Origin of the sequence: Vibrio sp. Hep-1b-8 (assembly GCF_006124995.1) — a bacterium.
Classification (GTDB): domain Bacteria; phylum Pseudomonadota; class Gammaproteobacteria; order Enterobacterales; family Vibrionaceae; genus Vibrio.
Map to the genome: position 1 here is coordinate 1 of NZ_QEWN01000114.1, position 22,640 is coordinate 22,640.

25 protein-coding genes, 1 rRNA gene and 2 pseudogenes are annotated in these 22,640 nt (G+C 45.5%); 15 read left to right on the forward strand and 13 right to left on the reverse strand.

What is annotated here, in order from left to right; all coding sequences use genetic code 11:
* Window positions 1–468: ribosomal RNA gene (locus tag DA100_RS14680) — 16S ribosomal RNA — on the reverse strand; the annotation flags it as partial.
* A 598-nt stretch (window positions 469–1,066) separates the two neighbouring features.
* Here DA100_RS14680 and DA100_RS14685 point away from each other — a divergent pair.
* Window positions 1,067–1,615 carry a gamma carbonic anhydrase family protein gene (locus DA100_RS14685; protein ID WP_138972816.1) on the forward strand — a complete coding sequence of 183 codons (549 nt, stop codon included), beginning with the start codon at window positions 1,067–1,069 and terminating at the stop codon, window positions 1,613–1,615.
* On the opposite strand, the gene DA100_RS14690 is transcribed toward DA100_RS14685, so the two are convergent.
* From DA100_RS14690 to DA100_RS14705, 4 genes are all read right to left on the reverse strand, one after another.
* Entirely contained in the window at window positions 1,608–1,874 is a 267-nt protein-coding gene (locus DA100_RS14690; protein WP_138972817.1) for a DUF1488 domain-containing protein, read from the reverse strand. The genes DA100_RS14685 and DA100_RS14690 overlap by 8 nt on opposite strands.
* Before the next feature lie 2 nt (window positions 1,875–1,876).
* Window positions 1,877–2,710, reverse strand: coding sequence for a shikimate dehydrogenase (gene aroE / locus DA100_RS14695; RefSeq protein WP_138972818.1), 834 nt, complete (start codon window positions 2,708–2,710; stop codon window positions 1,877–1,879).
* Between the two features lie 75 nt (window positions 2,711–2,785).
* A complete protein-coding gene (hemF, locus tag DA100_RS14700) occupies window positions 2,786–3,703 on the reverse strand; it encodes an oxygen-dependent coproporphyrinogen oxidase (RefSeq protein ID WP_138972819.1) in 918 nt (305 codons plus the stop codon).
* Window positions 3,704–3,724: 21 nt separating this feature from the next.
* A complete protein-coding gene (locus DA100_RS14705) occupies window positions 3,725–4,282 on the reverse strand; it encodes an L-threonylcarbamoyladenylate synthase (protein ID WP_138972820.1) in 558 nt (185 codons plus the stop codon).
* Between the two features lie 192 nt (window positions 4,283–4,474).
* Between DA100_RS14705 and purE the strand changes: the two genes are divergently transcribed.
* Together purE and DA100_RS14715 are read left to right on the forward strand one after the other, a co-directional pair.
* Window positions 4,475–4,960 (forward strand): 5-(carboxyamino)imidazole ribonucleotide mutase, encoded by a 486-nt coding sequence (purE, locus tag DA100_RS14710; protein ID WP_138972821.1) that lies wholly within the window; start codon window positions 4,475–4,477, stop codon window positions 4,958–4,960.
* 4 nt (window positions 4,961–4,964) lie between these two features.
* A complete protein-coding gene (locus DA100_RS14715; protein ID WP_138972822.1) occupies window positions 4,965–6,098 on the forward strand; it encodes a 5-(carboxyamino)imidazole ribonucleotide synthase in 1,134 nt (377 codons plus the stop codon).
* Between the two features lie 38 nt (window positions 6,099–6,136).
* Here the strand turns inward: DA100_RS14715 and DA100_RS14720 are convergent, their stop codons facing one another.
* The 3 genes from DA100_RS14720 to dprA are packed head-to-tail and all read right to left on the reverse strand — an operon-like array spanning window position 6,137 to window position 8,346.
* A complete protein-coding gene (locus DA100_RS14720) occupies window positions 6,137–6,721 on the reverse strand; it encodes a topoisomerase DNA-binding C4 zinc finger domain-containing protein (protein ID WP_138972823.1) in 585 nt (194 codons plus the stop codon).
* 15 nt (window positions 6,722–6,736) lie between these two features.
* Window positions 6,737–7,216, reverse strand: a complete 480-nt coding sequence (locus tag DA100_RS14725; RefSeq protein WP_138972824.1) for a DUF494 family protein — start codon at window positions 7,214–7,216, stop codon at window positions 6,737–6,739.
* A gap of 2 nt (window positions 7,217–7,218) precedes the next feature.
* Window positions 7,219–8,346 (reverse strand): DNA-processing protein DprA, encoded by a 1,128-nt coding sequence (gene dprA, locus DA100_RS14730; RefSeq protein WP_138972825.1) that lies wholly within the window; start codon window positions 8,344–8,346, stop codon window positions 7,219–7,221.
* Between the two features lie 275 nt (window positions 8,347–8,621).
* Here dprA and def point away from each other — a divergent pair, with 275 nt between their 5' ends.
* The 6 genes and pseudogenes from def (at window position 8,622) to DA100_RS14760 (ending at window position 14,932) form a co-directional block, all read left to right on the forward strand.
* Window positions 8,622–9,140: a peptide deformylase gene (def, locus tag DA100_RS14735; RefSeq protein ID WP_138972826.1), complete on the forward strand. Its 519-nt coding sequence runs from the start codon at window positions 8,622–8,624 to the stop codon at window positions 9,138–9,140.
* A 26-nt stretch (window positions 9,141–9,166) separates the two neighbouring features.
* Entirely contained in the window at window positions 9,167–10,114 is a 948-nt protein-coding gene (gene fmt, locus DA100_RS14740; protein WP_138972827.1) for a methionyl-tRNA formyltransferase, read from the forward strand.
* 89 nt (window positions 10,115–10,203) lie between these two features.
* Window positions 10,204–11,484: a 16S rRNA (cytosine(967)-C(5))-methyltransferase RsmB gene (gene rsmB / locus DA100_RS14745; RefSeq protein WP_138972828.1), complete on the forward strand. Its 1,281-nt coding sequence runs from the start codon at window positions 10,204–10,206 to the stop codon at window positions 11,482–11,484.
* Window positions 11,485–11,540: 56 nt separating this feature from the next.
* Window positions 11,541–12,917: a Trk system potassium transporter TrkA gene (trkA, locus tag DA100_RS14750; protein WP_138972829.1), complete on the forward strand. Its 1,377-nt coding sequence runs from the start codon at window positions 11,541–11,543 to the stop codon at window positions 12,915–12,917.
* A 9-nt stretch (window positions 12,918–12,926) separates the two neighbouring features.
* The gene (locus tag DA100_RS14755; RefSeq protein ID WP_138972830.1) at window positions 12,927–14,372 is read left to right on the forward strand and encodes a TrkH family potassium uptake protein; all 1,446 of its coding nucleotides are present in this window, start codon (window positions 12,927–12,929) and stop codon (window positions 14,370–14,372) included.
* Between the two features lie 9 nt (window positions 14,373–14,381).
* Window positions 14,382–14,932, forward strand: a pseudogene (locus DA100_RS14760) (DUF3157 family protein).
* Here DA100_RS14760 and DA100_RS14765 read toward each other — a convergent pair.
* Both DA100_RS14765 and DA100_RS14770 read right to left on the reverse strand, forming a co-directional pair.
* Window positions 14,929–15,582, reverse strand: coding sequence for a hemolysin III family protein (locus DA100_RS14765; RefSeq protein ID WP_138972831.1), 654 nt, complete (start codon window positions 15,580–15,582; stop codon window positions 14,929–14,931). The pseudogene DA100_RS14760 and the gene DA100_RS14765 overlap by 4 nt on opposite strands.
* 92 nt (window positions 15,583–15,674) lie before the next feature.
* A complete protein-coding gene (locus DA100_RS14770) occupies window positions 15,675–16,472 on the reverse strand; it encodes a sporulation protein (protein ID WP_138972832.1) in 798 nt (265 codons plus the stop codon).
* A gap of 293 nt (window positions 16,473–16,765) precedes the next feature.
* Here DA100_RS14770 and DA100_RS21020 point away from each other — a divergent pair, with 293 nt between their 5' ends.
* From DA100_RS21020 to ccoG, 3 genes are all read left to right on the forward strand, one after another.
* Window positions 16,766–16,933, forward strand: coding sequence for a hypothetical protein (locus tag DA100_RS21020; RefSeq protein ID WP_171052228.1), 168 nt, complete (start codon window positions 16,766–16,768; stop codon window positions 16,931–16,933).
* Window positions 16,934–17,031: 98 nt separating this feature from the next.
* The gene (locus DA100_RS14775) at window positions 17,032–17,298 is read left to right on the forward strand and encodes a YihD family protein (RefSeq protein WP_138972833.1); all 267 of its coding nucleotides are present in this window, start codon (window positions 17,032–17,034) and stop codon (window positions 17,296–17,298) included.
* A gap of 253 nt (window positions 17,299–17,551) precedes the next feature.
* Window positions 17,552–18,970: a cytochrome c oxidase accessory protein CcoG gene (ccoG, locus tag DA100_RS14785; RefSeq protein ID WP_138972835.1), complete on the forward strand. Its 1,419-nt coding sequence runs from the start codon at window positions 17,552–17,554 to the stop codon at window positions 18,968–18,970.
* Between the two features lie 360 nt (window positions 18,971–19,330).
* Here the strand turns inward: ccoG and DA100_RS14790 are convergent, their stop codons facing one another.
* The 3 genes from DA100_RS14790 to DA100_RS14800 all read right to left on the reverse strand — a co-directional run bounded on the left by DA100_RS14790 (window position 19,331) and on the right by DA100_RS14800 (window position 20,721).
* The gene (locus tag DA100_RS14790; RefSeq protein WP_006880078.1) at window positions 19,331–19,819 is read right to left on the reverse strand and encodes a hypothetical protein; all 489 of its coding nucleotides are present in this window, start codon (window positions 19,817–19,819) and stop codon (window positions 19,331–19,333) included.
* A gap of 31 nt (window positions 19,820–19,850) precedes the next feature.
* Complete coding sequence (locus DA100_RS14795; RefSeq protein ID WP_006880077.1) at window positions 19,851–20,201, reverse strand: hypothetical protein; 351 nt, start codon at window positions 20,199–20,201, stop codon at window positions 19,851–19,853.
* A 331-nt stretch (window positions 20,202–20,532) separates the two neighbouring features.
* Window positions 20,533–20,721, reverse strand: coding sequence for a hypothetical protein (locus DA100_RS14800; protein ID WP_138972836.1), 189 nt, complete (start codon window positions 20,719–20,721; stop codon window positions 20,533–20,535).
* A gap of 21 nt (window positions 20,722–20,742) precedes the next feature.
* Between DA100_RS14800 and DA100_RS21365 the strand changes: the two are divergent.
* The 3 genes and pseudogenes from DA100_RS21365 to DA100_RS14815 form a co-directional block, all read left to right on the forward strand.
* Window positions 20,743–20,955, forward strand: a pseudogene (locus DA100_RS21365) (hypothetical protein); the annotation flags it as partial.
* A gap of 66 nt (window positions 20,956–21,021) precedes the next feature.
* On the forward strand, window positions 21,022–22,008 hold the full coding sequence (locus tag DA100_RS14810; protein WP_138972890.1) for a serine/threonine protein kinase: 987 nt from the start codon (window positions 21,022–21,024) through the stop codon (window positions 22,006–22,008).
* Window positions 22,009–22,035: 27 nt separating this feature from the next.
* The gene (locus DA100_RS14815) at window positions 22,036–22,638 is read left to right on the forward strand and encodes a thiol:disulfide interchange protein DsbA/DsbL (RefSeq protein WP_138972837.1); all 603 of its coding nucleotides are present in this window, start codon (window positions 22,036–22,038) and stop codon (window positions 22,636–22,638) included.
* The last annotated feature ends 2 nt before the right edge of the window (window positions 22,639–22,640 follow it).

A 22,640-nucleotide genomic window follows, 5' to 3' on the forward strand; every position in this document is an offset into this window, starting at 1 on the left:
GCTGAAAGTACTTTACAACCCGAAGGCCTTCTTCATACACGCGGCATGGCTGCATCAGGCTTGCGCCCATTGTGCAATATTCCCCACTGCTGCCTCCCGTAGGAGTCTGGACCGTGTCTCAGTTCCAGTGTGGCTGATCATCCTCTCAGACCAGCTAGGGATCGTCGCCTTGGTGAGCCATTACCTCACCAACTAGCTAATCCCACCTGGGCATATCCTGACGCGAGAGGCCTAAAAGGTCCCCCTCTTTGAGACCAATTCCGAAGAACCGGGCTATTATGCGGTATTAGCCATCGTTTCCAATGGTTATCCCCCACATCAGGGCAATTTCCCAGGCATTACTCACCCGTCCGCCGCTCGACGCCGTTAACGTTCCCCGAAGGTTCAGTTAACTCGTTTCCGCTCGACTTGCATGTGTTAGGCCTGCCGCCAGCGTTCAATCTGAGCCATGATCAAACTCTTCAATTTAAGATTTTGTTCGGCTCAATGAATACTGACTTCAAAACTGATATTTATGAAAACATAAACATGTAATTTTAAAGCTATTATCGTTCCAACAGAACGATAATGAATTGACTGTGCCAAGTCCTCTGATGTTTCCAAAAGAAGTCTCGTTTGGTCACTTCGTTTCATTGAAACCTAATTTGAAACCCCTCTTTTATTTAGAGAAATTTCTAATTGGATTATCATCAACGAGTGCCCACACAGATTGATAGGTTTATATTGTTAAAGAGCTTCCCTTCTTTGTGACCAACATCACTTCGGAAGAGGCGGTCATTTTAGCGAGATAAAGTTTAGTGTCAACCACTTTTTTCAAACTTTTTTCAAGTGTTTCCACTTGGCTAAGCGACCTGCTAACTGGGCTTTCATTCTTTCGAAACCTTAGCTTCGAACTGTACCCGTGTCAGCGAGGGGGCATTATAGAGATCGCCATCACATTGGCAAGTGCTTTTTTGAGTTTTTTTTGATTTTTTTGCTGTTTGGGTATTTTCTATTCAAAACCATCTGTTTTTGTCACTTTTCTACGCCAATATTGGCAAATTCCCCCTTCTTACTAGGAGATAAAATGAGCTCTCTGCGCAGTTATAAAGGTATCAAGCCCCAAATCGGCCAACGCGTCTATATAGATAGTAGTTCTATTTTAGTTGGCGACATTCAAATTGGCGATGACTCTAGCGTTTGGCCTTTGGTGGCCGCTCGCGGAGACGTTAACCATATCCATATTGGCGAACGTACTAATATCCAAGATGGAAGCGTACTTCATGTTACCCATAAGAACGCAGCCAACCCAGAAGGCTACCCTCTTATTATTGGCAATGACGTAACCATAGGTCACAAGGTGATGCTTCATGGCTGTACCATCAAAGACCGTGTTTTAGTTGGTATGGGCGCAATCGTACTGGATGGTGTTGTAATAGAAGATGAGGTAATGATAGGAGCAGGCAGTCTGGTTCCACCCGGAAAGGTTTTGCAAAGCGGTTATCTTTATGTAGGCAGCCCAATCAAACAAGCACGCCCTCTTAATGATGCCGAGCGTGCTTTCTTGCAAAAGTCTGCTGATAACTATGTACAGAACAAAGAGGACTACCTACATCAGGTAGAAGACCTTAATTAGTTACCTCTACTTTTCCATCAGCGTTGAACTCTTCATCTTCGATAAGTTGCTCGGCAAGTTCCTCTAGATCAAAACGATATTGAGTAAAGAGGTCTAGGGCTTGTTGAGCATTGTTGATGGTTTGTCCGGATAATTTTTCCAATTCAGCCTGAGTAATGACACATTCAATGAGTGCCCCAGCCAGCTGAGCAGGGAACGTCATCTCTTTATGTTGCTCATCCCAAGACCGTAGATCTGGAAATAGGATCGACTGATTCAATTTTACATTCCTTCTAGATTCTTACGCAGTTCGCGCAGAATTTGTTTGGTTCCTGGTCGAAGTCCACGCCACAACATAAAGCTTTCTGCGGCCTGACCAACCAACATACCCAAGCCATCGTAGGCAACGGCTACCTTATTATCTATAGCCCATTGATTAAACGCTGTGTTGCCCGCACTGTACATCATGTCGTAGACATGCGTGTGCTTAGTAAATATATCAGGAGAGATTTCAGGAAGTTCACCACTTAGACTCGCCGACGTAGAGTTAATCACCACATCAAAGCCATCATTTATCTCTGACATTGCTACGGAATGGACTCGTCCATATGGAGAAAACATCTCTTCAAGCTGCAACGCCTTGGAGAATGTTCGGTTGGTAATAACGATTTCACTTGGTTGTTGATCAAGTAATGGCTTTATTACCCCTCTCGCTGCGCCACCAGCACCAATGATAAGTATTCGCGCACCTTTCAGCGGCACTTGGTGTTGCAACAGATCTTGTACCAGCCCTTCCCCATCGGTGTTGTCACCAATGATTTCACCATCATCCAGCTTCTTTAAGGTATTGACCGCACCAGCGAGTTTCGCTCGCTCAGTCAGTCGTGTCGCGAATTGGTAAGCATCTTCTTTGAACGGCACTGTCACATTGCACCCTTTGCCGCCAGTAGAAAAAAACATCTTTGCGGCACTGTTAAATTCACCAACAGGCGCAAGCTCTGCTGTGTAAGTAAGAGACTGGTTAGTCTGGCGGGCAAATAGAGTGTGAATAAATGGTGATTTACTGTGTCCAATGGGATTACCAAAAACGGCATAGCGATCTATTTGCTGTGTCATATCCTTACCTGCAGAAATAAAAAGGGTCAACTAAGTTAAGTTGACCCTATCACTATCTATATAAGGAAGAAAGCCTTACCACTCTCTTGGTTTAAGGTAATGATCATAGAGCTCCGCTTCCGGTGAGTTAGGTTCAACTTGATAAGCATACTCCCAACGCGCAAGCGGAGGCATCGACATTAGGATCGACTCAGTCCGGCCACCACTCTGTAGGCCAAATAGAGTGCCACGGTCAAACACTAGGTTAAACTCAACATAGCGACCTCGGCGATATAACTGGAACTGACGTTCACGCTCGCCGTATGCAGTCTCTTTACGACGCTCGATAATAGGCAAATAAGCTTGAGTATAACCTTCACCTACCGCCTTGATGTAATCAAAGCACTTGTCGAATTCCCAATGGTTGAGATCATCAAAGAACAAGCCGCCAACACCACGAGTTTCATCGCGATGAGGGAGATAGAAATATCGGTCACACCAAGCTTTATGTTCTGGATAAACTTCGCTACCGAATGGGGCACACACTTCCTTAGCCGTATTGTGCCAGTACTGAGCATCTTCTTCGAATGGGTAGAATGGCGTTAAATCGAAACCACCACCGAACCACCAGATAGGGTCTTCACCCTCTTTCTCGGCAATAAAAAAACGTACATTAGCGTGAGAGGTTGGTACATAAGGGTTATTCGGGTGCATAACCAAAGAGACCCCCATCGCTTCAAAACGACGCCCAGCCAGTTCAGGACGATGCGCTGTTGCTGAGGCCGGCATCTCTTTCCCTTCAACATGGGAGAAGTTAACTCCACCTTGCTCAAATACCGCACCATCTTTCATGACACGAGTACGGCCGCCCCCGCCCAATTTCTCTCCAGGTTCACGGTGCCATTCATCTTCGACAAACACCGCTTGTCCATCAGCCTCTTCCAATTGCTGACAAATTGAATCCTGAAGTTTCATTAAAAACTGCTTAACCGCTAGTTTATCTATGGCTGACATACGACTTCCTTAACTGCAGGGTTATCCCTGTCTTAATACTTGTGAGGTTTTAGCATCGCGAATCTCACTGGGTTTATTACGCCCCCCTGTTTCCCCCTCCAAGACAGCAACCAATTGGCTACCCAATTGCTGGTAGACTTCATCAGTCGTCATACAAGGTGGCTGACCGGTCAAGTTCGCGCTGGTAGAGGTTAACGGCTTTCCAAATGCATTACACATCTTTTGTACCAAAGGATGATCACTCACACGAACTGCAATCGAATTATATTGACCGCAAACCCAGACAGAGACTTTATCGCTACAAGGCATGATCCAAGTTACCGGTCCGGGCCAACTTTGCTTTACTTGCTCTAACTGCTTTGGCGTCAACTGAGATTCATCAATATAAGGCAGCAACTGCTGGTAACTTGCTGCGATGAGAATCAGCCCTTTGTCCTTTGGTCTCTGTTTGAGTTTTAGTAGCTTATCAATGGCTTGAGGATTATCGGGATCGCATCCGACCCCAAACACGCCTTCGGTTGGGTAAGCGATGACTTCACCATTACGCAAAGCGCTGAGCGCCTTATCAAAGTTATCCACCAAATCACTTCCTATTAATCATCAATCCGCACAAGTGTACAAATATTCGCAACCACACACTAAAGCTATTTGTCGACAAATTCATAGGCGTCGCTTTCAAACCCAACGCAAACGTTTGCTTCGATCGAAAATCCCCGTATAATGCGCTCAAATTATTTGCTCACTATTCTATGTGCTTTGAAGGAGTTTGAGATGAAAGTCGGTATCATCATGGGTTCAAAATCAGATTGGCCAACAATGAAGCTAGCCGCAGAAATGCTAGACAAGTTTGGCGTTGAGTACGAAACCAAAGTTGTGTCAGCGCACCGTACCCCTCAGCTTCTTGCAGATTACGCAACCACCGCAAAGCAACGTGGGCTAAAAGTGATTATTGCTGGCGCAGGTGGCGCAGCACATCTACCAGGTATGGCGGCAGCCTTTACATCTCTACCTGTACTGGGTGTACCCGTTCAGTCTCGTGCACTGAGTGGATTGGATTCACTGTACTCCATCGTTCAGATGCCGAAAGGGATTGCCGTTGGTACTCTTGCTATTGGTGAGGCTGGCGCAGCAAACGCAGGCATTCTCGCTGCTCAAATCCTAGGTACTCACGATGAAGAAATCATGGCGAAAGTGGAAGCTTTCCGTCGTGAGCAAACTGAAACCGTTCTAGCAAACCCAAATCCAGCAGAGGATTAAGTCGATGCATGTTTTAGTGTTAGGCGCAGGCCAACTGGCGCGAATGATGTCACTTGCTGGTGCACCTCTTAACATTGAGATCTCTGCCTACGATGTCGGTAGTGAAAATATTGTTCACCCACTAACACAAGCTGTTATTGGCCACGGGTTGGAAAATGCGATCGAAAAAGCGGATGTCATCACCGCAGAGTTTGAACATATTCCACATCCTATTCTTGAGATCTGCGAGCAAAGCGGAAAGTTTCTCCCATCAACACAAGCGATTAAAGCTGGCGGCGATCGTCGACTTGAAAAGTCGCTTCTCGATCAAGCGGATGTTCGCAATGCTAAGTATTATGTGATCGAGACGCGCGAAGATTTCGATCAGGCTATCGACCATGTCGGTATTCCAATGGTGCTCAAGAGTGCGCTAGGTGGCTATGATGGCAAAGGTCAATGGCGTTTGAAAGAGATGGCTCAAGTAGAGCAAATCTGGACTGAGATGGCTGATTGCATTGCGGCAACGCCTACACAAGCGATCGTTGCAGAACAGTTTGTTCCTTTCAACCGAGAAGTCTCTTTGGTTGGTGCTCGTGGTAAAGATGGTTCAATCGCCGTCTACCCACTCGCAGAGAACATCCACACAGACGGCGTGCTGACTCTCTCAACCGCGATTGCAGATACTGAACTGCAAGAACAAGCAAAGGCGATGTTTACTGCGATCGCAGAGCGACTCGAGTATGTGGGTGTATTAGCGCTGGAGTTTTTTGATGTCGACGGCACCCTGCTGGTCAATGAAATCGCCCCACGAGTACACAACTCAGGTCACTGGACTCAGCAAGGTGCAGAAACCTGTCAGTTTGAAAACCATCTACGTGCAGTGTGTGGCTTACCACTTGGCAGTACAAAACTGATCCGTTCGACCTCAATGATCAACATCTTAGGTGAAGATACATTACCAACAGAAGTGCTTGCGATGGATGGGTGTCATATCCACTGGTACGGCAAAGAGAAACGTGCAGGACGCAAGATGGGACATATCAATGTCTGTGGAGACTACAACGGTGAGCTTCAGCGCAAATTATGTGCACTGGCCAACCTGCTTGATAAGCAAGCTTTTCCTGCGGTGCATGAATTTGCCGAGCACTTCACGGAATAGAGAATAAGAAGCAAAAACGGCGCTTTATGCGCCGTTTTTTATTGCTCTGATTGGGTGTGATGACATTTCCGATTTGCGCACTGGCGCTTATTGCCACTGGCGAGTTTCTTCTCGACTAATAGTGGATAACCACATTGCTCGCAACTGCCTGCAACTGGGGGTTGATTCACGGCAAACTTGCATTTTGGATAGTTGTCACAAGCATAAAAGAGTTTGCCAAAGCGCGTTTTACGTTCGACAAGCTGTCCTTTATGGCATTCAGGACAAGTGTACGTTTGTGGCGTTTGCTCTTGTTTTGGCTTTTCGAGCGACTCAATATGTTGGCACTGGGGATAGTGACTGCATCCAATGAACATGCCATAGCGACCCTGACGCAAAACCAGTTCATTACCGCACTCTGGGCACGCTACACCTAACTCTTTAACGATATGGCCATCATTTTGATGCAATGGCTTAATGTAGTCGCAGGCCGGATACTGGTTGCAACCGAGAAAAGGACCATGCCTACCATGACGAAGCTGAAGTTCACCCTCACGGTGCTGTTCCTGACACTTAGGACATGCTTGATGCTCTAACGCATGTTCATGGGCAGAGAACAGCTGATGATCTATTTTGTTACTCATATCTACTCTTGAAGATTAATGCAGAATACCTTGCTCTTTGGTATACAACAGCTCTTCCATAAGCGTATAAGCGTTTTCATTACCTGGCACATTAAATAGCACCATCAACACAATCCATTTCAGATCGTCTAACTCAAACTCATCGGTTTCTAAACCCATAATACGGTCGACAACCATTTCACGAGTTTCTGTCGTCAACACATTAACCTGCTCTAAAAAGGTTAAAAAACCACGACATTCAAGGCTAAGACGTTCACACTCTTTAGCCGTATAAATACGAGTTGAGTTTGAAGTGCTACACACTGAAATCGCCGAGTGAGTTTCACTTTGCTGCAGTGCTGCTAACTCTTCTAGCCAGACGAGAGCTTTGTATATGTCTTTTTGATGAAAACCAGCGCGAAGAAGCTCTTCTTCTAGCTCATCTTGATTAACCTGTAAATCTGCATCGCTATGGATGTAGGTCTCGAATAGATACATTAGGATATCCATCATCATAGCTAGCCCCTCCCCTTAAGAATATAGCCACCACTAACTGCAACAACATGCCCTGAGAGCTCAAGCTCCAAGAGCTGCATCATGACTTCCTGCACAGGTATATTGGTCCTGTTTGCAAGAATATCAACTGGTGTAGCCTTACTTCCTACGTTAGCTAACAGCTGAGAAAATGGCAATTGTTCTTTACCACCAATTTCATTGAATAGCTCATTTTGAATCGGAGGCTCACTTTTGTTAGACCACTGCAAAAGCGTTTCTACTTCACTCACAATGTCATCCACCGTTAATACCAAGCAAGCCCCCTGTTTAATCAGAAGGTTACATCCCCTCGCGTTCACATTGTGAATTGAACCTGGCAAGGCAAACACTTCTCGCCCTTGTTCAAGAGCGTAACGAGCAGTAATAAGGGAACCACTCTTTTCCGCCGCCTCGACAACCAAAACACCAACAGAAAGACCACTAATTATTCTGTTACGACGCGGAAAGTGTGCCGACTTTGGTTTGGCATGAGGATGCAATTCAGAAACAAGCGCGCCTCCAGCATCAAGAATTCGACCCGCCAAATCACGGTGGCGTGTAGGATAAACGGTCTGTAAACCACACCCTAGAACGGCAAGAGTTTGTCCGCCCCCCTGTAGTGCACCATCATGTGCGTATCCATCTACCCCAAGCGCTAGCCCACTGGTCACAGCTAAACCCTGCTTCACCAAATGCTTGGCAAATTGACGAGCCGTATTAAGCCCTTCATGACTGGCGGATCGACTGCCCACTATCGCTATTTGAGGTTGCGACAAGCTCTCAACACTCCCTTTAACAAATAAAATTGCGGGTGAACCTGAAGCCTGTTTTAAAAGTTCGGGATAACCTTGATCAAGTAATGTGACGATGTGGTTATTGCCCATCTGTGCCTTCCAACCCAAACACTGCTCTACGTCTTTCCGTGCGCGATGGTGAAGATAGTCAACCTGCCTGTCGTTCATTCCTAGAGTTAACAATGCGGTCGCTTTAGAGGTAACGATATTGATGGGAGAATCGTATTCCAATAAGCGAGTAAAGCTCTTAGAGCCAATTCCGGGAGTAAAATACAGTGACAACCAAGCACTGAGTTCTTCATCAGATACCACTGTTATTCCTTGATGTTTTACAAGCTTGCCTTAGGGGTACGTAGGCAGCTTGAAGTTTAAAGATTTCCTACCCCGTAAATATGCATCAAGCACTCAATCACTTAACAAATCCACCACAATTAGCAGCTCTAGTTGCGTGGTTGTGTCATCGACATCTCTAGCTTCATGAACAAGAAGCGACTCAAAAAGCCGCATTGATGCTGTCATTTGAGATGTAAAATGTCTAGAATTGAGCCAACAAGGTTTATCCTGATTTGGCACAGTTCAACATTCGAGTGTATATGTCTGTATTACAAGTATTAACATTCCCAGATGATCGCCTGCGCACAGTGGCAAAGCCCGTAGAAGCAGTGACACCTGAGATTCAAAAGTTCGTTGATGACATGATTGAAACCATGTACGACGAAGAAGGTATCGGCTTGGCTGCAACCCAAGTAGATTTCCACCAACGTATCGTTGTTATCGATGTTTCCGATACCCGTGACGAACCTATGGTTCTGATCAACCCAGAAATCATCGAAAAACGCGGTGAAGATGGCATTGAAGAAGGCTGTCTATCGGTTCCTGGCGCACGTGCACTTGTGCCACGAGCAGCTGAAGTAACGGTAAAAGCACTTAATCGTGATGGCGAAGAATTCACTTTTGAAGCTGACGATCTATTAGCTATTTGTGTTCAGCATGAGTTGGACCACTTAGAAGGCAAACTTTTTGTTGATTATCTTTCGCCTCTAAAGCGTAAACGCATCCAAGACAAGCTTGCGAAAATTAAACGCTTCAACGAGAAAAATACGAACGCTTAATCGCTAACTAATAGAAGGAAGGTACCTTGAGCAAACCTTTAAAAATTGTTTTTGCTGGTACTCCGGATTTCGCCGCCCGTCACTTGGCGGCGTTGTTGTCTTCGGAGCACGAGATCATTGCTGTTTACACTCAACCAGATCGCCCAGCGGGTCGAGGTAAGAAGCTGACAGCAAGCCCAGTTAAAAATATCGCTCTTGAGCATAACATTCCGGTATATCAGCCAGAAAACTTCAAATCAGATGAGGCGAAACAAGAATTGGCAGAACTGAATGCCGATCTCATGGTTGTGGTTGCTTACGGTCTACTTCTGCCTCAAGCGGTACTCGATACACCAAAACTCGGTTGTATTAACGTTCACGGTTCAATTCTTCCACGCTGGCGTGGTGCGGCTCCGATTCAACGTTCTATTTGGGCGGGTGACAAAGAGACTGGCGTGACCATCATGCAAATGGATATCGGCCTTGATACTGGCGATATGCTAAAAATTGCCACTCTACCTATTGAGGCTAACGATACCAGCGCATCAATGTACGAGAAGTTGGCAGAACTTGGTCCTCAAGCTTTGGTGGAATGCCTAACAGATATCGCGAATGGTACGGCTGTGGCAGAAAAGCAAGACGATGAACTGGCAAACTACGCGAAAAAACTCAGCAAAGAAGAAGCTCGTATCAACTGGAATGATGAGGCTCAACACATCGAGCGTTGCGTCCGTGCGTTCAATCCTTGGCCAATGAGCCACTTTGATGCCGCTGAAAATAGCATCAAAGTTTGGCAAAGCCGTGTTGAAGAGCAAACTTCAGCGAAACCTGCGGGCACAATTTTGCAAGCAGACAAGTCTGGTATCTATGTCGCGACTGGCAAAGGTGTACTTGTCCTAGAACAGCTACAGATACCGGGTAAAAAAGCCATGCCAGTACAAGATATTCTTAACTCTCGTGCAAACTGGTTTGAAGTGGGTAGCGTACTTAGCTAGTCCCCATTCGAGCCCAGTCATTATCATTGGGCTCACTATTACGAACTTTTCGAGAGCAGAGATGCTCTCGCACCATTAAGGTACTCAACATGAATGTTCGCGCTGCTGCAGCCAACGTCCTATTCCAAGTGGTCGACAAAGGTCACTCTCTTTCGAGCGCACTCCCTGCGGCTCAACAAACTATCAAGCCTCGTGACCACGCACTATTACAAGAGATTTGTTATGGTGCACTACGTTACCTCCCACGCTTGGAATCCATTGCCAACGAGTTGATGGATAAGCCACTCAAAGGTAAACAACGTGTCTTTCACCACCTGATTCTGGTCGGTATCTACCAACTTAGCTTTATGCGTATTCCCGCGCATGCGGCGGTAGGTGAAACGGTAGAGGGAACAAACACTCTTAAAGGCCCACGTCTACGCGGCTTGATCAACGCAGTTTTACGTAATTATCAGCGTCATCAGCAAGAGTTAGACGCAATAGCGGTGAGTCACAATGCTGGCAAATATGGTCATCCAAGTTGGCTACTGAAGTTACTTCAAGAGAGCTATCCAGAGCAGTGGCAAGAGATTGTTGAAGCGAACAACAACAAAGCACCAATGTGGCTACGTGTTAACCACCAGCACCACTCGCGTGATGAATACCTTGAATTACTTAAAAATGAAAACATTGATAACACGATTCATAGTGAAGCCAAAGACGCCGTAAAATTGGCCGCGCCATGTGACGTGACAAAACTGCCTGGCTTTGAAAAAGGTTGGGTGTCCGTTCAGGATGCGGCCGCGCAGTTATCGATTAACTACCTAACACCGCAAGATGGCGAATTGATCTTAGACTGTTGTGCGGCCCCTGGCGGTAAAACAGCACACATTCTGGAACGCACTCAGGGTTGTGAAGTGGTTGCCATTGATTGCGACGATACACGTTTGAAGCGCGTTCACGATAACTTGCAGCGTTTGAACCTCAAAGCCAAAGTGATTTGCGGTGACGCACGAAATCCGCAAGATTGGTGGCAAGGTGAGCAATTTGATCGCATTCTACTCGATGCACCTTGTTCTGCGACTGGCGTTATTCGTCGTCACCCTGATATCAAGTGGTTACGCCGAGCTGACGACATTGCCGCCTTGGCCGAGCTACAAAGCGAAATCCTTGATGCAATGTGGCAACAACTGAAGCCGGGCGGCACTCTAGTGTATGCAACCTGTTCAATCACACCTCAAGAGAACAAGGAGCAGGTGAAAGCTTTCCTAGCTCGCACTTCAGACGCTCAGTTGCAAGGTTCAGATGTGAGTAACCCTGGACGTCAGATTTTACCAGGTGAAGAGTCTATGGATGGCTTCTATTACGCCATCCTAACTAAGAACGCGTAAGTGATAGGACGGCAGCAACCCTGTCGCCTTTTTAAGTAGTTAAACGAGAAAACGGTATGAAAATCATCATTCTTGGTGCGGGTCAAGTTGGCGGCACGTTGGCAGAAAACCTTGTCGGTGAGAACAACGACATAACCATCGTCGATAGAGACTCAGATCGTCTGCGTGAGCTTCAAGACAAATACGATCTCCGTGTGGTTAATGGTCACGCAAGTCACCCAGACGTACTGCGCGAAGCCGGTGCACAAGATGCTGATATGTTGGTTGCAGTAACCAACATGGATGAAACTAACATGGCCGCTTGTCAGGTGGCTTTTTCTCTGTTTAATACACCAAACCGTATCGCTCGTATTCGTTCACCAGAATACCTCGCTGAAAAAGAAGCACTATTCCAATCTGGCGCCGTACCCGTCGATCATTTAATTGCACCTGAAGAACTCGTCACCAGTTACATTGAACGCTTGATCCAGTATCCAGGAGCTTTACAGGTTGTGAGCTTCACAGAACAGAAAGTCAGCCTGGTTGCGGTGAAAGCCTATTACGGAGGCCCATTAGTGGGTAACGCGCTGTCGGCATTGCGTGAACACATGCCGCATATCGATACTCGTGTAGCGGCGATTTTCCGTCAAGGTCGACCTATCAGACCTCAGGGTACAACCATTATCGAGGCTGATGATGAAGTGTTCTTTGTCGCCGCCAGCAATCATATCCGCTCAGTCATGAGTGAACTGCAACGTCTTGAAAAACCTTATCGTCGCATCATGATCGTCGGTGGGGGTAACATCGGTGCCAGCCTAGCGCGTCGTCTTGAGCAGTCCTACAGCGTCAAACTTATTGAACGAAGCTATCAGCGAGCTGAAACGCTGTCTGAAGAACTAGAGAACACCATTGTTTTCTGTGGCGATGCTGCCGACCAAGAGTTGCTAGCTGAAGAGAACATCGATCAGGTTGATGTATTTATTGCTCTAACCAACGAAGATGAAACCAACATTATGTCAGCCATGCTCGCCAAACGTATGGGAGCAAAGAAGGTAATGGTGTTGATCCAACGCGGTGCCTATGTTGACCTTGTACAAGGCGGTGTTATCGACGTTGCGATCTCGCCACAGCAGGCCACAATATCAGCACTGCTAACCCACGTGCGTCGAGCAGATATTGTCAACGTATCTTCACTACGTCGTGGAGCCGCTGAAGCAATCGAAGCAATCGCCCACGGCGATGAAACCACGTCCAAGGTGGTTGGCCGAGCGATTGGCGACATCAAACTACCACCGGGTACCACTATCGGCGCAATCGTCCGTGGTGAAGAGGTACTCATTGCCCATGACCGTACGGTTATCGAACAGGATGATCACGTAGTGATGTTCCTCGTTGATAAGAAGTACGTACCAGACGTAGAAGCACTATTCCAGCCAAGTCCATTCTTCCTATAGGCTCGGGTTATGGTTAACTTTCGTCCCGTACTTTTTGTAATAGGGTTAGTACTTTCTAAACTAGCCCTATTTATGTACGTCCCCACCTTAGTCGCCTTCATCACTGGTACTTCGGGTTTTCTCGAATTTGGTCAAGCGGTTCTAATCACTCATCTGGCCGCTTTTATCTGTCTCAGTATTGGCCGAACCAAAGATTTTAAACTCAGTGTGCGCGATATGTTCCTTATCACCAGTCTGGTGTGGACCATAGCCAGCGCGTTTGCAGCTCTGCCGTTCGTATTTATCAACCACATCAGTTTCACAGACGCTTACTTTGAAACCATGTCAGGCATCACTACTACTGGGTCTACGGTGCTAAGTGGGCTAGACAATATGGCGCCAAGTATCCTGCTGTGGCGTTCAATATTGCAGTGGCTGGGAGGCATTGGCTTTATCGTTATGGCCGTAGCTGTACTGCCGATGTTAAACGTCGGTGGTATGAAGCTGTTCCATACTGAATCGTCAGACTGGTCAGATAAAAGTAGTCCAAGAGCCAAAACGGTAGCGAAGAATATCGTCGCGGTTTATTTAGCATTAACCGGGCTGTGTATTGTCGGTTACCTGCTGACTGGCATGAATCTGTTTGAAGCGATAAACCACGCCTTTACCACGTTATCGACGGGTGGCTACTCCACTTCTGATGGTTCAATGAACCACTTCTCAAATGGCGCTCATTGGGTCGCGACCTTGTTTATGTTTTTAGGTGGACTGCCCTTCTTACTGTTCGTTGCCGTCATCAGAAAACGTCGCTTGAATGAGCTGCTCAATGATGCTCAGGTGCGTGGATTCACTTATTTATTTCTTATAAGCAGTCTAATTATATCTGCCTGGTTGGTGATTCGAGATGGCTACGCGGTGCTCGATGCCCTGCGAGTATCCATGTTTAACATCGTCTCCGTTGTCACTACCACCGGATTTGGTCTTGAAGATTTCACCGCTTGGGGAGCTCTGCCAACCACTCTATTTGCGTTCTTAATGATGGCAGGCGCCTGTTCCGGTTCTACCTCTGGCGGCATCAAAGTGTTCCGCTTTCAGATTGCTGTAACCCTACTCAACAAGCAGATGATGAAACTAATTCACCCTTCTGGTGTATTTGTTCAACGCTACAATAACCGTCCGGTCAATGATGATATCGTGCGTTCAGTAGTGGCTTTCGGCTTAACTTTTTTTATCACTATTATCGCGATTGCTGGGGGACTGAGTGCCATGGGCCTTGACCCAATTACCAGTATTTCGGGCTCTATTACTGCGGTTGCAAACGTTGGGCCTGGGATGGGTTCTATTATCGGACCAACTGGCAACTTTGCTCCCCTACCTGACGCTGCTAAATGGCTCCTCAGCCTAGGAATGTTAATGGGACGCTTAGAGATACTGACTCTACTGGTGCTTTTCTTCCCTGCCTTCTGGCGACGTTAAGGAATAAATATGAAAACGACGATTGGACTTTCATGCTTGCTTGCGAGCACTATGATTTACGCGGCGCAGACAGTCACTCTTGCCGATGGGCGCCAAGTACAGCTGAATGATGATTTTACTTGGCAATACATAGTTGAAGCGTCAACTGATACCCGTCTATCCCAGTAAAAACCGTCGCGGCTATTCCTGTGATTAACCGACAAGTGGGCAGCGTAATTCAACTTGGTAGCCAAAAACCAGTAATGCAGCTATCTGACTCTGGCGTTGATGTACTGCTTGGAGCTGCACAGTATCAATCTGATCAGTTGGTTATTGAGACCTCTTTGACGAACCAAAGCACTCAGTCTGTCGTACTGGTTGAAGTAGAGGTAGAGTTATTAAACATGTCTGGAGAGGTTATCTATGAACAAACATTTGCGGTTTGGACTTCCATCAAGCGCCTTGCTGATACCTACCTAAGACCTCAACAGGCCATCGCAGGTAAAACAATCAAGATCCCTGTTGAACGCGCTGAGCAGTACCAAATCCACGCAAAAATCATCAAAGTCGAAACCCGTTAAACAGGGTCGACATAAAGATAAATCGCGAAAAAATGGCAAGCGCATCCTGCTAAAACAAAGCCATGCCAGATTGCATGATTGTAGGGGATGCGTTTAGCAACATAGAAGATCACACCCAACGAATAGATCACTCCACCAGCAGCAAGCAAAGTTAGCCCTCCAAGCGCTAAATGCATCGCTAATTGATAAATCACTATCAATGATAACCAACCCATGATCAGATACGTGGCAAGAGAAAGCCGTTTAAAGCGATAAACAAACGCCATCTTCATAATGATACCAAACAGAGCAATACTCCAAATCACCACCATCAAACTGATTGCTAAAGGTGTACGCAAACTCACCAGAAGAAACGGTGTATAGCTACCCGCTATAAGTAAGTAGATAGCACAATGGTCGAAGGTTTTCAGTGCACGTTTGGCTTTTTGGTACGGCACAGCATGATAAAGGGTGGAGGCTAAAAACAGCACAATCATACTCGCACCATAAACACTCATACTAGTGATCGTCAGTGTATCGGCGTTGTGTTCTGTCGATTTGATCAGCAGCAGTACCAAGCCAACAATGCTCAGCACCATACCCAGAGCATGGGTTAGCGTATTGGCAAACTCTTCTTTAACGCTGTATGTAGCGGCTGGATTCGCAGACATTCGGCCCTACTCTTGAGTAACGATTGGAATAATTACTCAAGAGTATGGCATATTAAGCTTACGCTTGTAAGCTGAAAATGGTTGCTTTTTGGTTAAGAGTGGTTATCCAAATACTCGATAACTTTCTGCCCCGCTTCTTGAGCTGATGTATGCAGCGGAATCGACATCTGACGCTTGAGATCACCGATACCCAGTAAGCTTGCGAGCATACCTTTGGCACCTTCACGATGACGGTCAATTTCAAACCACATTTGTAACTCGTCATCGCTGCGATAGGCGACCACTTCTAACTCTCGCCAACGACCATGAAAAGGCCCAGTGGTAGGAACAAACTCAAATTCCTGTACAAATGGCATGGCAAAACCGTCTACAGCTTCACACTCCACCTGACGAATACGTAAGCCTTGTTCTTCCAGTGCTGTAAAAATACTATCGAGAAGAGGATCAGGTCGTACCGTCAGGATATCTTTATCGGTTGGATCTTTAGCCATTGCGATGTCTAGACCAGTTTCAAGCCAGACTTTGGAATCACCAATCGTGACTGGAGTATTCCAAGGTACATCCAGCTCTACTGCGAAATCGCGCGTTTCGCCAGGCTCAATGGTGAAAGCGTAAGGCAGTGACCACTCAGCTAATGCATAACTTGCCGGAACACGGCGCATGCGGCCAGCATTGGCTTTATCTTTATCGTGATTAGCTGGCACTTCTTTGATGTAGCGGCAATAAAGCTTGAGATCGATGTTATCTATCTCTTGAGCAGTCGAGCCACCATAAACATGAATGGTAATGTTGAGCTTTTGTCCCGGATACAACACTTCTTGCTGAAGAACAGAGTCGACTTTTGCAGAGCCAATACCAAACGTCGCCAGCGTTTTCTTAAACAACGACATACACACCTCCTTGGCACACACGAGACCATTAAATTGTTTTCATACTAATCTGCTTTGCTGTCTCACTGCTAGTGACTTGTTCACATAATTGTAGCAACCACACATCGATTAGATATCGACCAATCTGACTGATAATGCTAATCTATTTATTGATATGCGTGCATATCAATATTCCTGATTGATTATTTGGATTGGCGTAAGCCAGAAGAGCCAAACTTCAGCAATGGAGCTCAACTCATAGTTAATCAGGCCATTACATTGGCAATGGATATGCCTGACAGTTAGGTAAATTAATGCGCCCAACAACAGTCAGGTTCTCGCACACAAACACAAGTGCGATGCGCCGTCGTAGCGGTTTTGCGACCGCTCCAATGGCAAAACAAGTCGCTACTACCATGACTTTAGTTGAAAAAACAGCCTTGATGGCTGCCGCTTCTCCTAAAGTGGTTAAAGCAGCTTAATTAAAAAGCGCAGTCTAGGCTGCGCTTTTTTCTTACCTTCTCCGCACCTATTTGTTACCTTTAGCGACAAATCATTATAAGTTGTGTGGAGAAAGCCAATGAAATGCCATCGAATTGAAGAGCTGCTCGAACTGCTCGAACCTGAGTGGCAAAAAGATCAGGAAATGAACTTGCTGCAGTTTATCGTCCAACTAGCGCAAGAAGCGGGTTACCACGGGAAACTTGAAGAGTTGACCGATGACGTACTGATCTACCACCTAAAAATGCGCAACAGCAGCAAAGATGAAATGATCCCTGGTCTGAAAAAAGACCAAGAAGATGATTTTAAAACGGCGATTTTACGCGCTCGTGGAATCATCGACTAAAAAAGATCTCTCCCAAAGGCGACCAGTGGTCGCTTTTTTTATACGCATACTGCCCTTAAAACCCAAACTGTTAGGCGATTTATTTATAAAACTGTAATGATTTTTGTTGTTAAAGGTTGATAGTGTTAAAGAAATAATAATGTTATAGCGTATATAATCGCCGAACATAAGAGATTACTAAAATAATAGTCAGCAATGTCTACTGAGCGAGAACATAAGAAATCTCGCCAATTAGCCTAAAGAAGGAAGCGTAATGAGTCAGGATAAAATCGATATCAAAGATGTGACTCCCAAGGCCTTTAACCCTAAGACTCATAAAACTAAGGGGGACAGGTTTAACCCAAGCAACCGAATCTATGTTCGCGAAAGTAAAGGTACCTTTCAAAAATTACGCCGCTATGGTGGTTGGTTCCTACTGCTATTTTTCGCACTCATTCCTTGGCTCTCTTACGGAGACCGACAAGCCATCTTGTTAGACATTGGCCATCAGCAGTTTAACTTTTTCGGTACAACCCTTTACCCCCAAGACCTCACACTACTTGCACTGCTGTTTATGATCGCCGCATTTGGCCTATTTTTCCTCACGACCTTCTTAGGCCGTGTATGGTGTGGCTACCTCTGCCCACAAACCGTCTGGACCTTTATGTACATATGGTTTGAAGAAAAGCTCGAAGGCAGTGCTAATAAACGTCGCAAACAAGACTCTGGCAAGCTCACAGCCAATCTTGCAATGCGCAAAACAGCAAAACATCTCGCTTGGTGGGCGATTGCGCTGGCCACAGGCTTTACTTTTACCGGTTACTTTGTGCCAATCAAAGAACTCGTCGTCGGCTTTTTCACCTTTAACGCTGAGTTCTGGCCAGTATTCTGGGTGTTATTCTTTGCAATTTGTACCTATGCCAACGCAGGTTGGATGCGTTCAATTATGTGTATTCACATGTGCCCATACGCTCGTTTCCAGTCAGCTATGTTCGACAAAGATACCTTTATCGTCGGTTATGACACTAAACGTGGAGAAACACGTGGTCCTCGTTCGCGCAAAGCCGATCCAAAAGCACTAGGCTTGGGTGATTGTATTGATTGTGACCTGTGTGTGCAGGTCTGCCCTACAGGTATCGATATTCGTGATGGTCTACAGTACGAATGTATCAACTGTGGTGCCTGTATTGATGCGTGTGACAACACGATGGAACGAATGGGCTATGACAAAGGATTGATCAGCTACACGACCGAACATCGTTTATCAGGCAAGCACACCAAGGTCGCTCGCCCTAAACTGATCGGTTATGGAGCCGTTCTACTCGTTATGATTGGTCTATTTTTTGTTCAAGTCGCTAGCGTCGATCCTGCGGGTCTAAGCGTACTTCGCGATCGTAACCAGTTATTCAGAGTGAATGGGCTAGGTGAAGTAGAAAACACATACACTCTAAAGATCATCAATAAAACTCAGCAACAGCAAGAGTATCAGCTCAATGTTGAAGGACTGAGTGATGTCTCTTGGTATGGAAAACAGACAGTACAGGTAGCTCCTGGTGAGGTACTTAACCTTCCGATGAGCCTAGGTGTTAACCCTGACAAACTCAGCTCTCCTGTTTCAACAATTCAGTTTATACTGTCGGACAGCGAAGACTTCACTATTGCCGTAGAAAGTCGCTTCATTAAGAAGCTCTAGACTGTCTACTCACCCAATGGAAAGAGGCTCAGCAATGAGCCTCTGTTTTCACCCTAAATTACTGACAATAAAGAAAAAATAAAGAACACCGACCACATAGTGACCACATCTATACAATAACCTCACTATCAAGTACGGCTGCTTATTTGCTAGCCATGCGGTTGCTGTTCAGAAAACAACCTCCTCAACTGCAATCAACCACTCATCCCAAGGTAAACTATCCCCTTTTAAAAAGCCCGCTGTGGCGGGCTTTTTATAATGTACTCTAACTCGTAGCTACTTGGACAAAAGCTTTTCATACCTGATGCTTTATAGTTATGTAGTCGGATTAGAAAAAGTATGTTGATACTTTGAACGGTGTTATGTTCGTTTTGGCAGATCTTGTCTTGCTGCCTCGATTAACTTAGGCAAGTGCTCTTCAGCAATGTCGCGAATTCTTACTGCATGTCTAAACAAGTGATCTGAGTGGGGATTATCAAAGGATTGTTGAGCGGCTTCATGTGCATTAAAATTTTCTGTTCGTAAGGAGCTATTTACAGACTCTAGAAGTTTATAAAATTCATCGTTCATTACCAACCTGCCTGAGACTGTTAATTTTTGGATATCTCTCATGGACTCATCGAAATTAGAGTCTGGGCGACTAGTATACTCACAACAATGTTCAGAGCGAACTTGCTCAGCCCAATACGAAATATCTTCCAGAGCTATAATTACTCTACTGTAGAGTTCCCTTTTCTCATCCCAAATTTTTTCTTTCTTAGACCGAGACAACGTGAAGTGAGCGCCGAATGCTGCACCAAGAAAGCTAGTGACGATTAGTACTACATATTTAATTAGTTCGGTATACATTCCATCCTCTGAACACTTAGCCTTATTAAGCCTACAGCTCTAGTGTTCCAATGGTGTGCTCTAAATTGGAACAAACTGTATCTGACGTTGAGCTGAATTTTTGTTTGTACTTTTTATATGCGCTAATTCGATTATCGCTAGCCAATTTTGAATCTTCCATTGAACTAAACAACGATACTGCTTTCTCTGATAGTTGACGATTAAACTGATGCATAACTTTAGCTTTCGTATTGTTACTCGAATCTTCGTAATAGTGCTGACAATATTCAGCCATCCCTGCCAATCGAGACAATGCAACAATTTCATTTTGCTGCTCCCCTGCTATTGCAGAAAATTGAATAAATATCGAGGATAGGACAACAAACTTGATTGTATTCAGCATTTCAAAATTCCTATGGTAAGCCCAACACTACTTAGGCGACTAACGTTTGCCTTTCATGTTCACATGATGTCGTCTTTCATGTATTCATTCAATTTTTAATCAATAGGTTAATGGCCATATTGTGATCTTAGAATGCTGCGTGACGTTTAATTTCACTATCTTCTAAATCCGGATAACTTTTGGTAGGAAAACTAGCCTTTAAGCCTTTTTACGTGCTGCCATTACGCTGATCCTTTCGTTTCTAAAATCGTGACTCGAGTGTGAAGCTTAAATAGCCCCACCAAAATTAAAATTGTGTTGCCGTCTAAGCCCAGTGCTTGTATTACTTCCATCAAAACCCTCGCTTAACTAATAGGCGATAAACCAAAGATTTAAAGCCGAGTGTGTAGATGATGGACGCCGCCACCACATACTGAAACCAGACGGGCATACTCGCTAAGCTCTTCACCCCTGCAACGGCATAAGGCTGCAAAGCAGGGATAAAGCACGACCACACCACCGCCCAGATAGAGATAATCACAAAGTCATCTTGCTTGAGAGTGATGGCGGGGATATTTTAACGCTTAAGGAGATACTCGGGCATGCTAGTATTAATCAAACGATGACTTACGCACATTTGGTTCCTGACCACTTGATTGATGCGGTTAAACCCAACCCACTAAACAAGTTAAGAGATCCACAAAATGACCACACTTATGACCCAGAGCGCCCCATAGCCATACAAAACAAAACACTAAGTGGTTGTATTTTATAACAATTAACTACAACCACCCATACTAAACAACCTAGGAAACGCTCAGCAATGAGCCTCTTTTATTTTATGATACAGCAAGCCTTTAACTTTGATGCGCTCACCCCAGACTTTATGTGGTATGCGCTAGAGAGTATCGGGATCCGCGCCGAGTCGGGATTTTTAGCACTTAACAGTTATGAAAACCGCGTCTATCAGTTCACTGATGAAGAACGTCAGCGCTATGTGGTGAAGTTCTACCGCCCAGAGCGTTGGAGTCAGGAACAGATTCAGGAAGAGCATCATTTTACGCTTGAGCTGATCGAATCAGAAATTCCCGTCGCGCCACCCGTCGTCATTAATGGTCAAACTCTGCATCACTATCAGGGGTATCTATTTGCCCTGTTTGCCAGTGTTGGTGGTCGTCAATTTGAAGTGGATAACCTAGAACAATTGGAAGGGGTTGGCCGTTTCTTAGGTCGTATCCACAAAGTCGGCTCAAAGCAGGTATTCAAACACAGACCCACTATTGGTCTCGAAGAGTATGTTTATCAGCCGCGCAAATTACTGCAAAACTCAACGTTTATTCCCATGCATTTGGAAAACGCCTTTTTCAATGATCTTGACCTGCTGATCAGCAATCTCGAGACGCACTGGACGGACTCCACCAGCATGATACGTCTGCATGGCGATTGCCACCCAGGCAACATTCTGTGGAGAGATGGTCCTATGTTCGTCGACCTAGACGACGCTCGCAATGGCCCTGCCATTCAGGATCTATGGATGCTACTGAGTGGGGATCGGGCTGACAAAATAATGCAACTCGACATCATCTTAGAAGCGTATCAAGAATTTAATGACTTTAATCTCAATGAATTGAAACTAATCGAACCTTTGCGTGGTCTACGTATGGTGCACTATATGGCATGGCTAGCAAAAAGATGGCAGGACCCGGCATTTCCTCTCGCCTTTCCATGGTTTAATGATCCAAAATATTGGGAAAGTCAGGTTCTCGGGTTCAAAGAGCAGATATCTGCCCTCAATGAACCACCACTTTCACTCATGCCACAGTGGTAACAACAATAATTACACATGGAGTTAAGAATGAAAAAGCTGTTTGCACTCGTCGCAACAATGATGCTGAGCTTATCGGCTCATGCTGCACAATTTAGTCAAGGTGAACACTATAAAGTCCTTGAACTTGAAGCTTCAAAGAAACCGACAGTGACTGAGTTTTTCTCGTTCTACTGCCCTCACTGTAATACCTTTGAGCCTATCATTCAGCAGCTAAAAGCGCAGCTACCTAAAGATGCTAAGTTCCAGAAGAACCACGTCTCTTTTATGGGCGGCAACATGGGAGAGTCAATGAGCAAGGCATACGCCACCATGATTGTGCTAAAGATCGAAGACAAGATGACCCCTGTGCTGTTTGACCGAATTCATAACATGCGCAAAGCACCAAAGAATGATGAGGAATTACGCCAAATCTTCCTTGATGAAGGTGTCGATGCAGACAAGTTCGATGCTGCGTTCAATGGTTTTGCTGTGGATTCTATGGTTCGTCGTTTCGACAAGCAGTTCAAAGATAGCGGTCTTTCCGGTGTGCCAGCCGTTGTGGTCAACAACAAATACTTAGTACAGGCTCAATCGATTAAAACGCTTGATGAATACTTTGCATTGGTCAACTATCTACTGACACTGAAGTAATC

Bases quoted from the DNA above. Each gene is read 5' to 3' on its own strand.
- DA100_RS14720 (WP_138972823.1), bottom strand. From the start codon at position 6,721: ATGAGTAACAAAATAGATCATCAGCTGTTCTCTGCCCATGAACATGCG.
- DA100_RS14725 (WP_138972824.1), bottom strand. From the start codon at position 7,216: ATGATGATGGATATCCTAATGTATCTATTCGAGACCTACATCCATAGC.
- DA100_RS14685 (WP_138972816.1), top strand. From the start codon at position 1,067: ATGAGCTCTCTGCGCAGTTATAAAGGTATCAAGCCCCAAATCGGCCAA.
- DA100_RS21020 (WP_171052228.1), top strand. From the start codon at position 16,766: ATGCGCCCAACAACAGTCAGGTTCTCGCACACAAACACAAGTGCGATG.
- DA100_RS14770 (WP_138972832.1), bottom strand. From the start codon at position 16,472: ATGTCGTTGTTTAAGAAAACGCTGGCGACGTTTGGTATTGGCTCTGCA.
- DA100_RS14715 (WP_138972822.1), top strand. From the start codon at position 4,965: ATGCATGTTTTAGTGTTAGGCGCAGGCCAACTGGCGCGAATGATGTCA.
- DA100_RS14810 (WP_138972890.1), top strand. From the start codon at position 21,022: ATGATACAGCAAGCCTTTAACTTTGATGCGCTCACCCCAGACTTTATG.
- ccoG (WP_138972835.1), top strand. From the start codon at position 17,552: ATGAGTCAGGATAAAATCGATATCAAAGATGTGACTCCCAAGGCCTTT.
- DA100_RS14795 (WP_006880077.1), bottom strand. From the start codon at position 20,201: ATGCTGAATACAATCAAGTTTGTTGTCCTATCCTCGATATTTATTCAA.
- hemF (WP_138972819.1), bottom strand. From the start codon at position 3,703: ATGTCAGCCATAGATAAACTAGCGGTTAAGCAGTTTTTAATGAAACTT.
- DA100_RS14815 (WP_138972837.1), top strand. From the start codon at position 22,036: ATGAAAAAGCTGTTTGCACTCGTCGCAACAATGATGCTGAGCTTATCG.
- DA100_RS14765 (WP_138972831.1), bottom strand. From the start codon at position 15,582: ATGTCTGCGAATCCAGCCGCTACATACAGCGTTAAAGAAGAGTTTGCC.
- def (WP_138972826.1), top strand. From the start codon at position 8,622: ATGTCTGTATTACAAGTATTAACATTCCCAGATGATCGCCTGCGCACA.
- DA100_RS14775 (WP_138972833.1), top strand. From the start codon at position 17,032: ATGAAATGCCATCGAATTGAAGAGCTGCTCGAACTGCTCGAACCTGAG.
- DA100_RS14790 (WP_006880078.1), bottom strand. From the start codon at position 19,819: ATGTATACCGAACTAATTAAATATGTAGTACTAATCGTCACTAGCTTT.
- purE (WP_138972821.1), top strand. From the start codon at position 4,475: ATGAAAGTCGGTATCATCATGGGTTCAAAATCAGATTGGCCAACAATG.
- DA100_RS14755 (WP_138972830.1), top strand. From the start codon at position 12,927: ATGGTTAACTTTCGTCCCGTACTTTTTGTAATAGGGTTAGTACTTTCT.
- rsmB (WP_138972828.1), top strand. From the start codon at position 10,204: ATGAATGTTCGCGCTGCTGCAGCCAACGTCCTATTCCAAGTGGTCGAC.
- trkA (WP_138972829.1), top strand. From the start codon at position 11,541: ATGAAAATCATCATTCTTGGTGCGGGTCAAGTTGGCGGCACGTTGGCA.
- aroE (WP_138972818.1), bottom strand. From the start codon at position 2,710: ATGACACAGCAAATAGATCGCTATGCCGTTTTTGGTAATCCCATTGGA.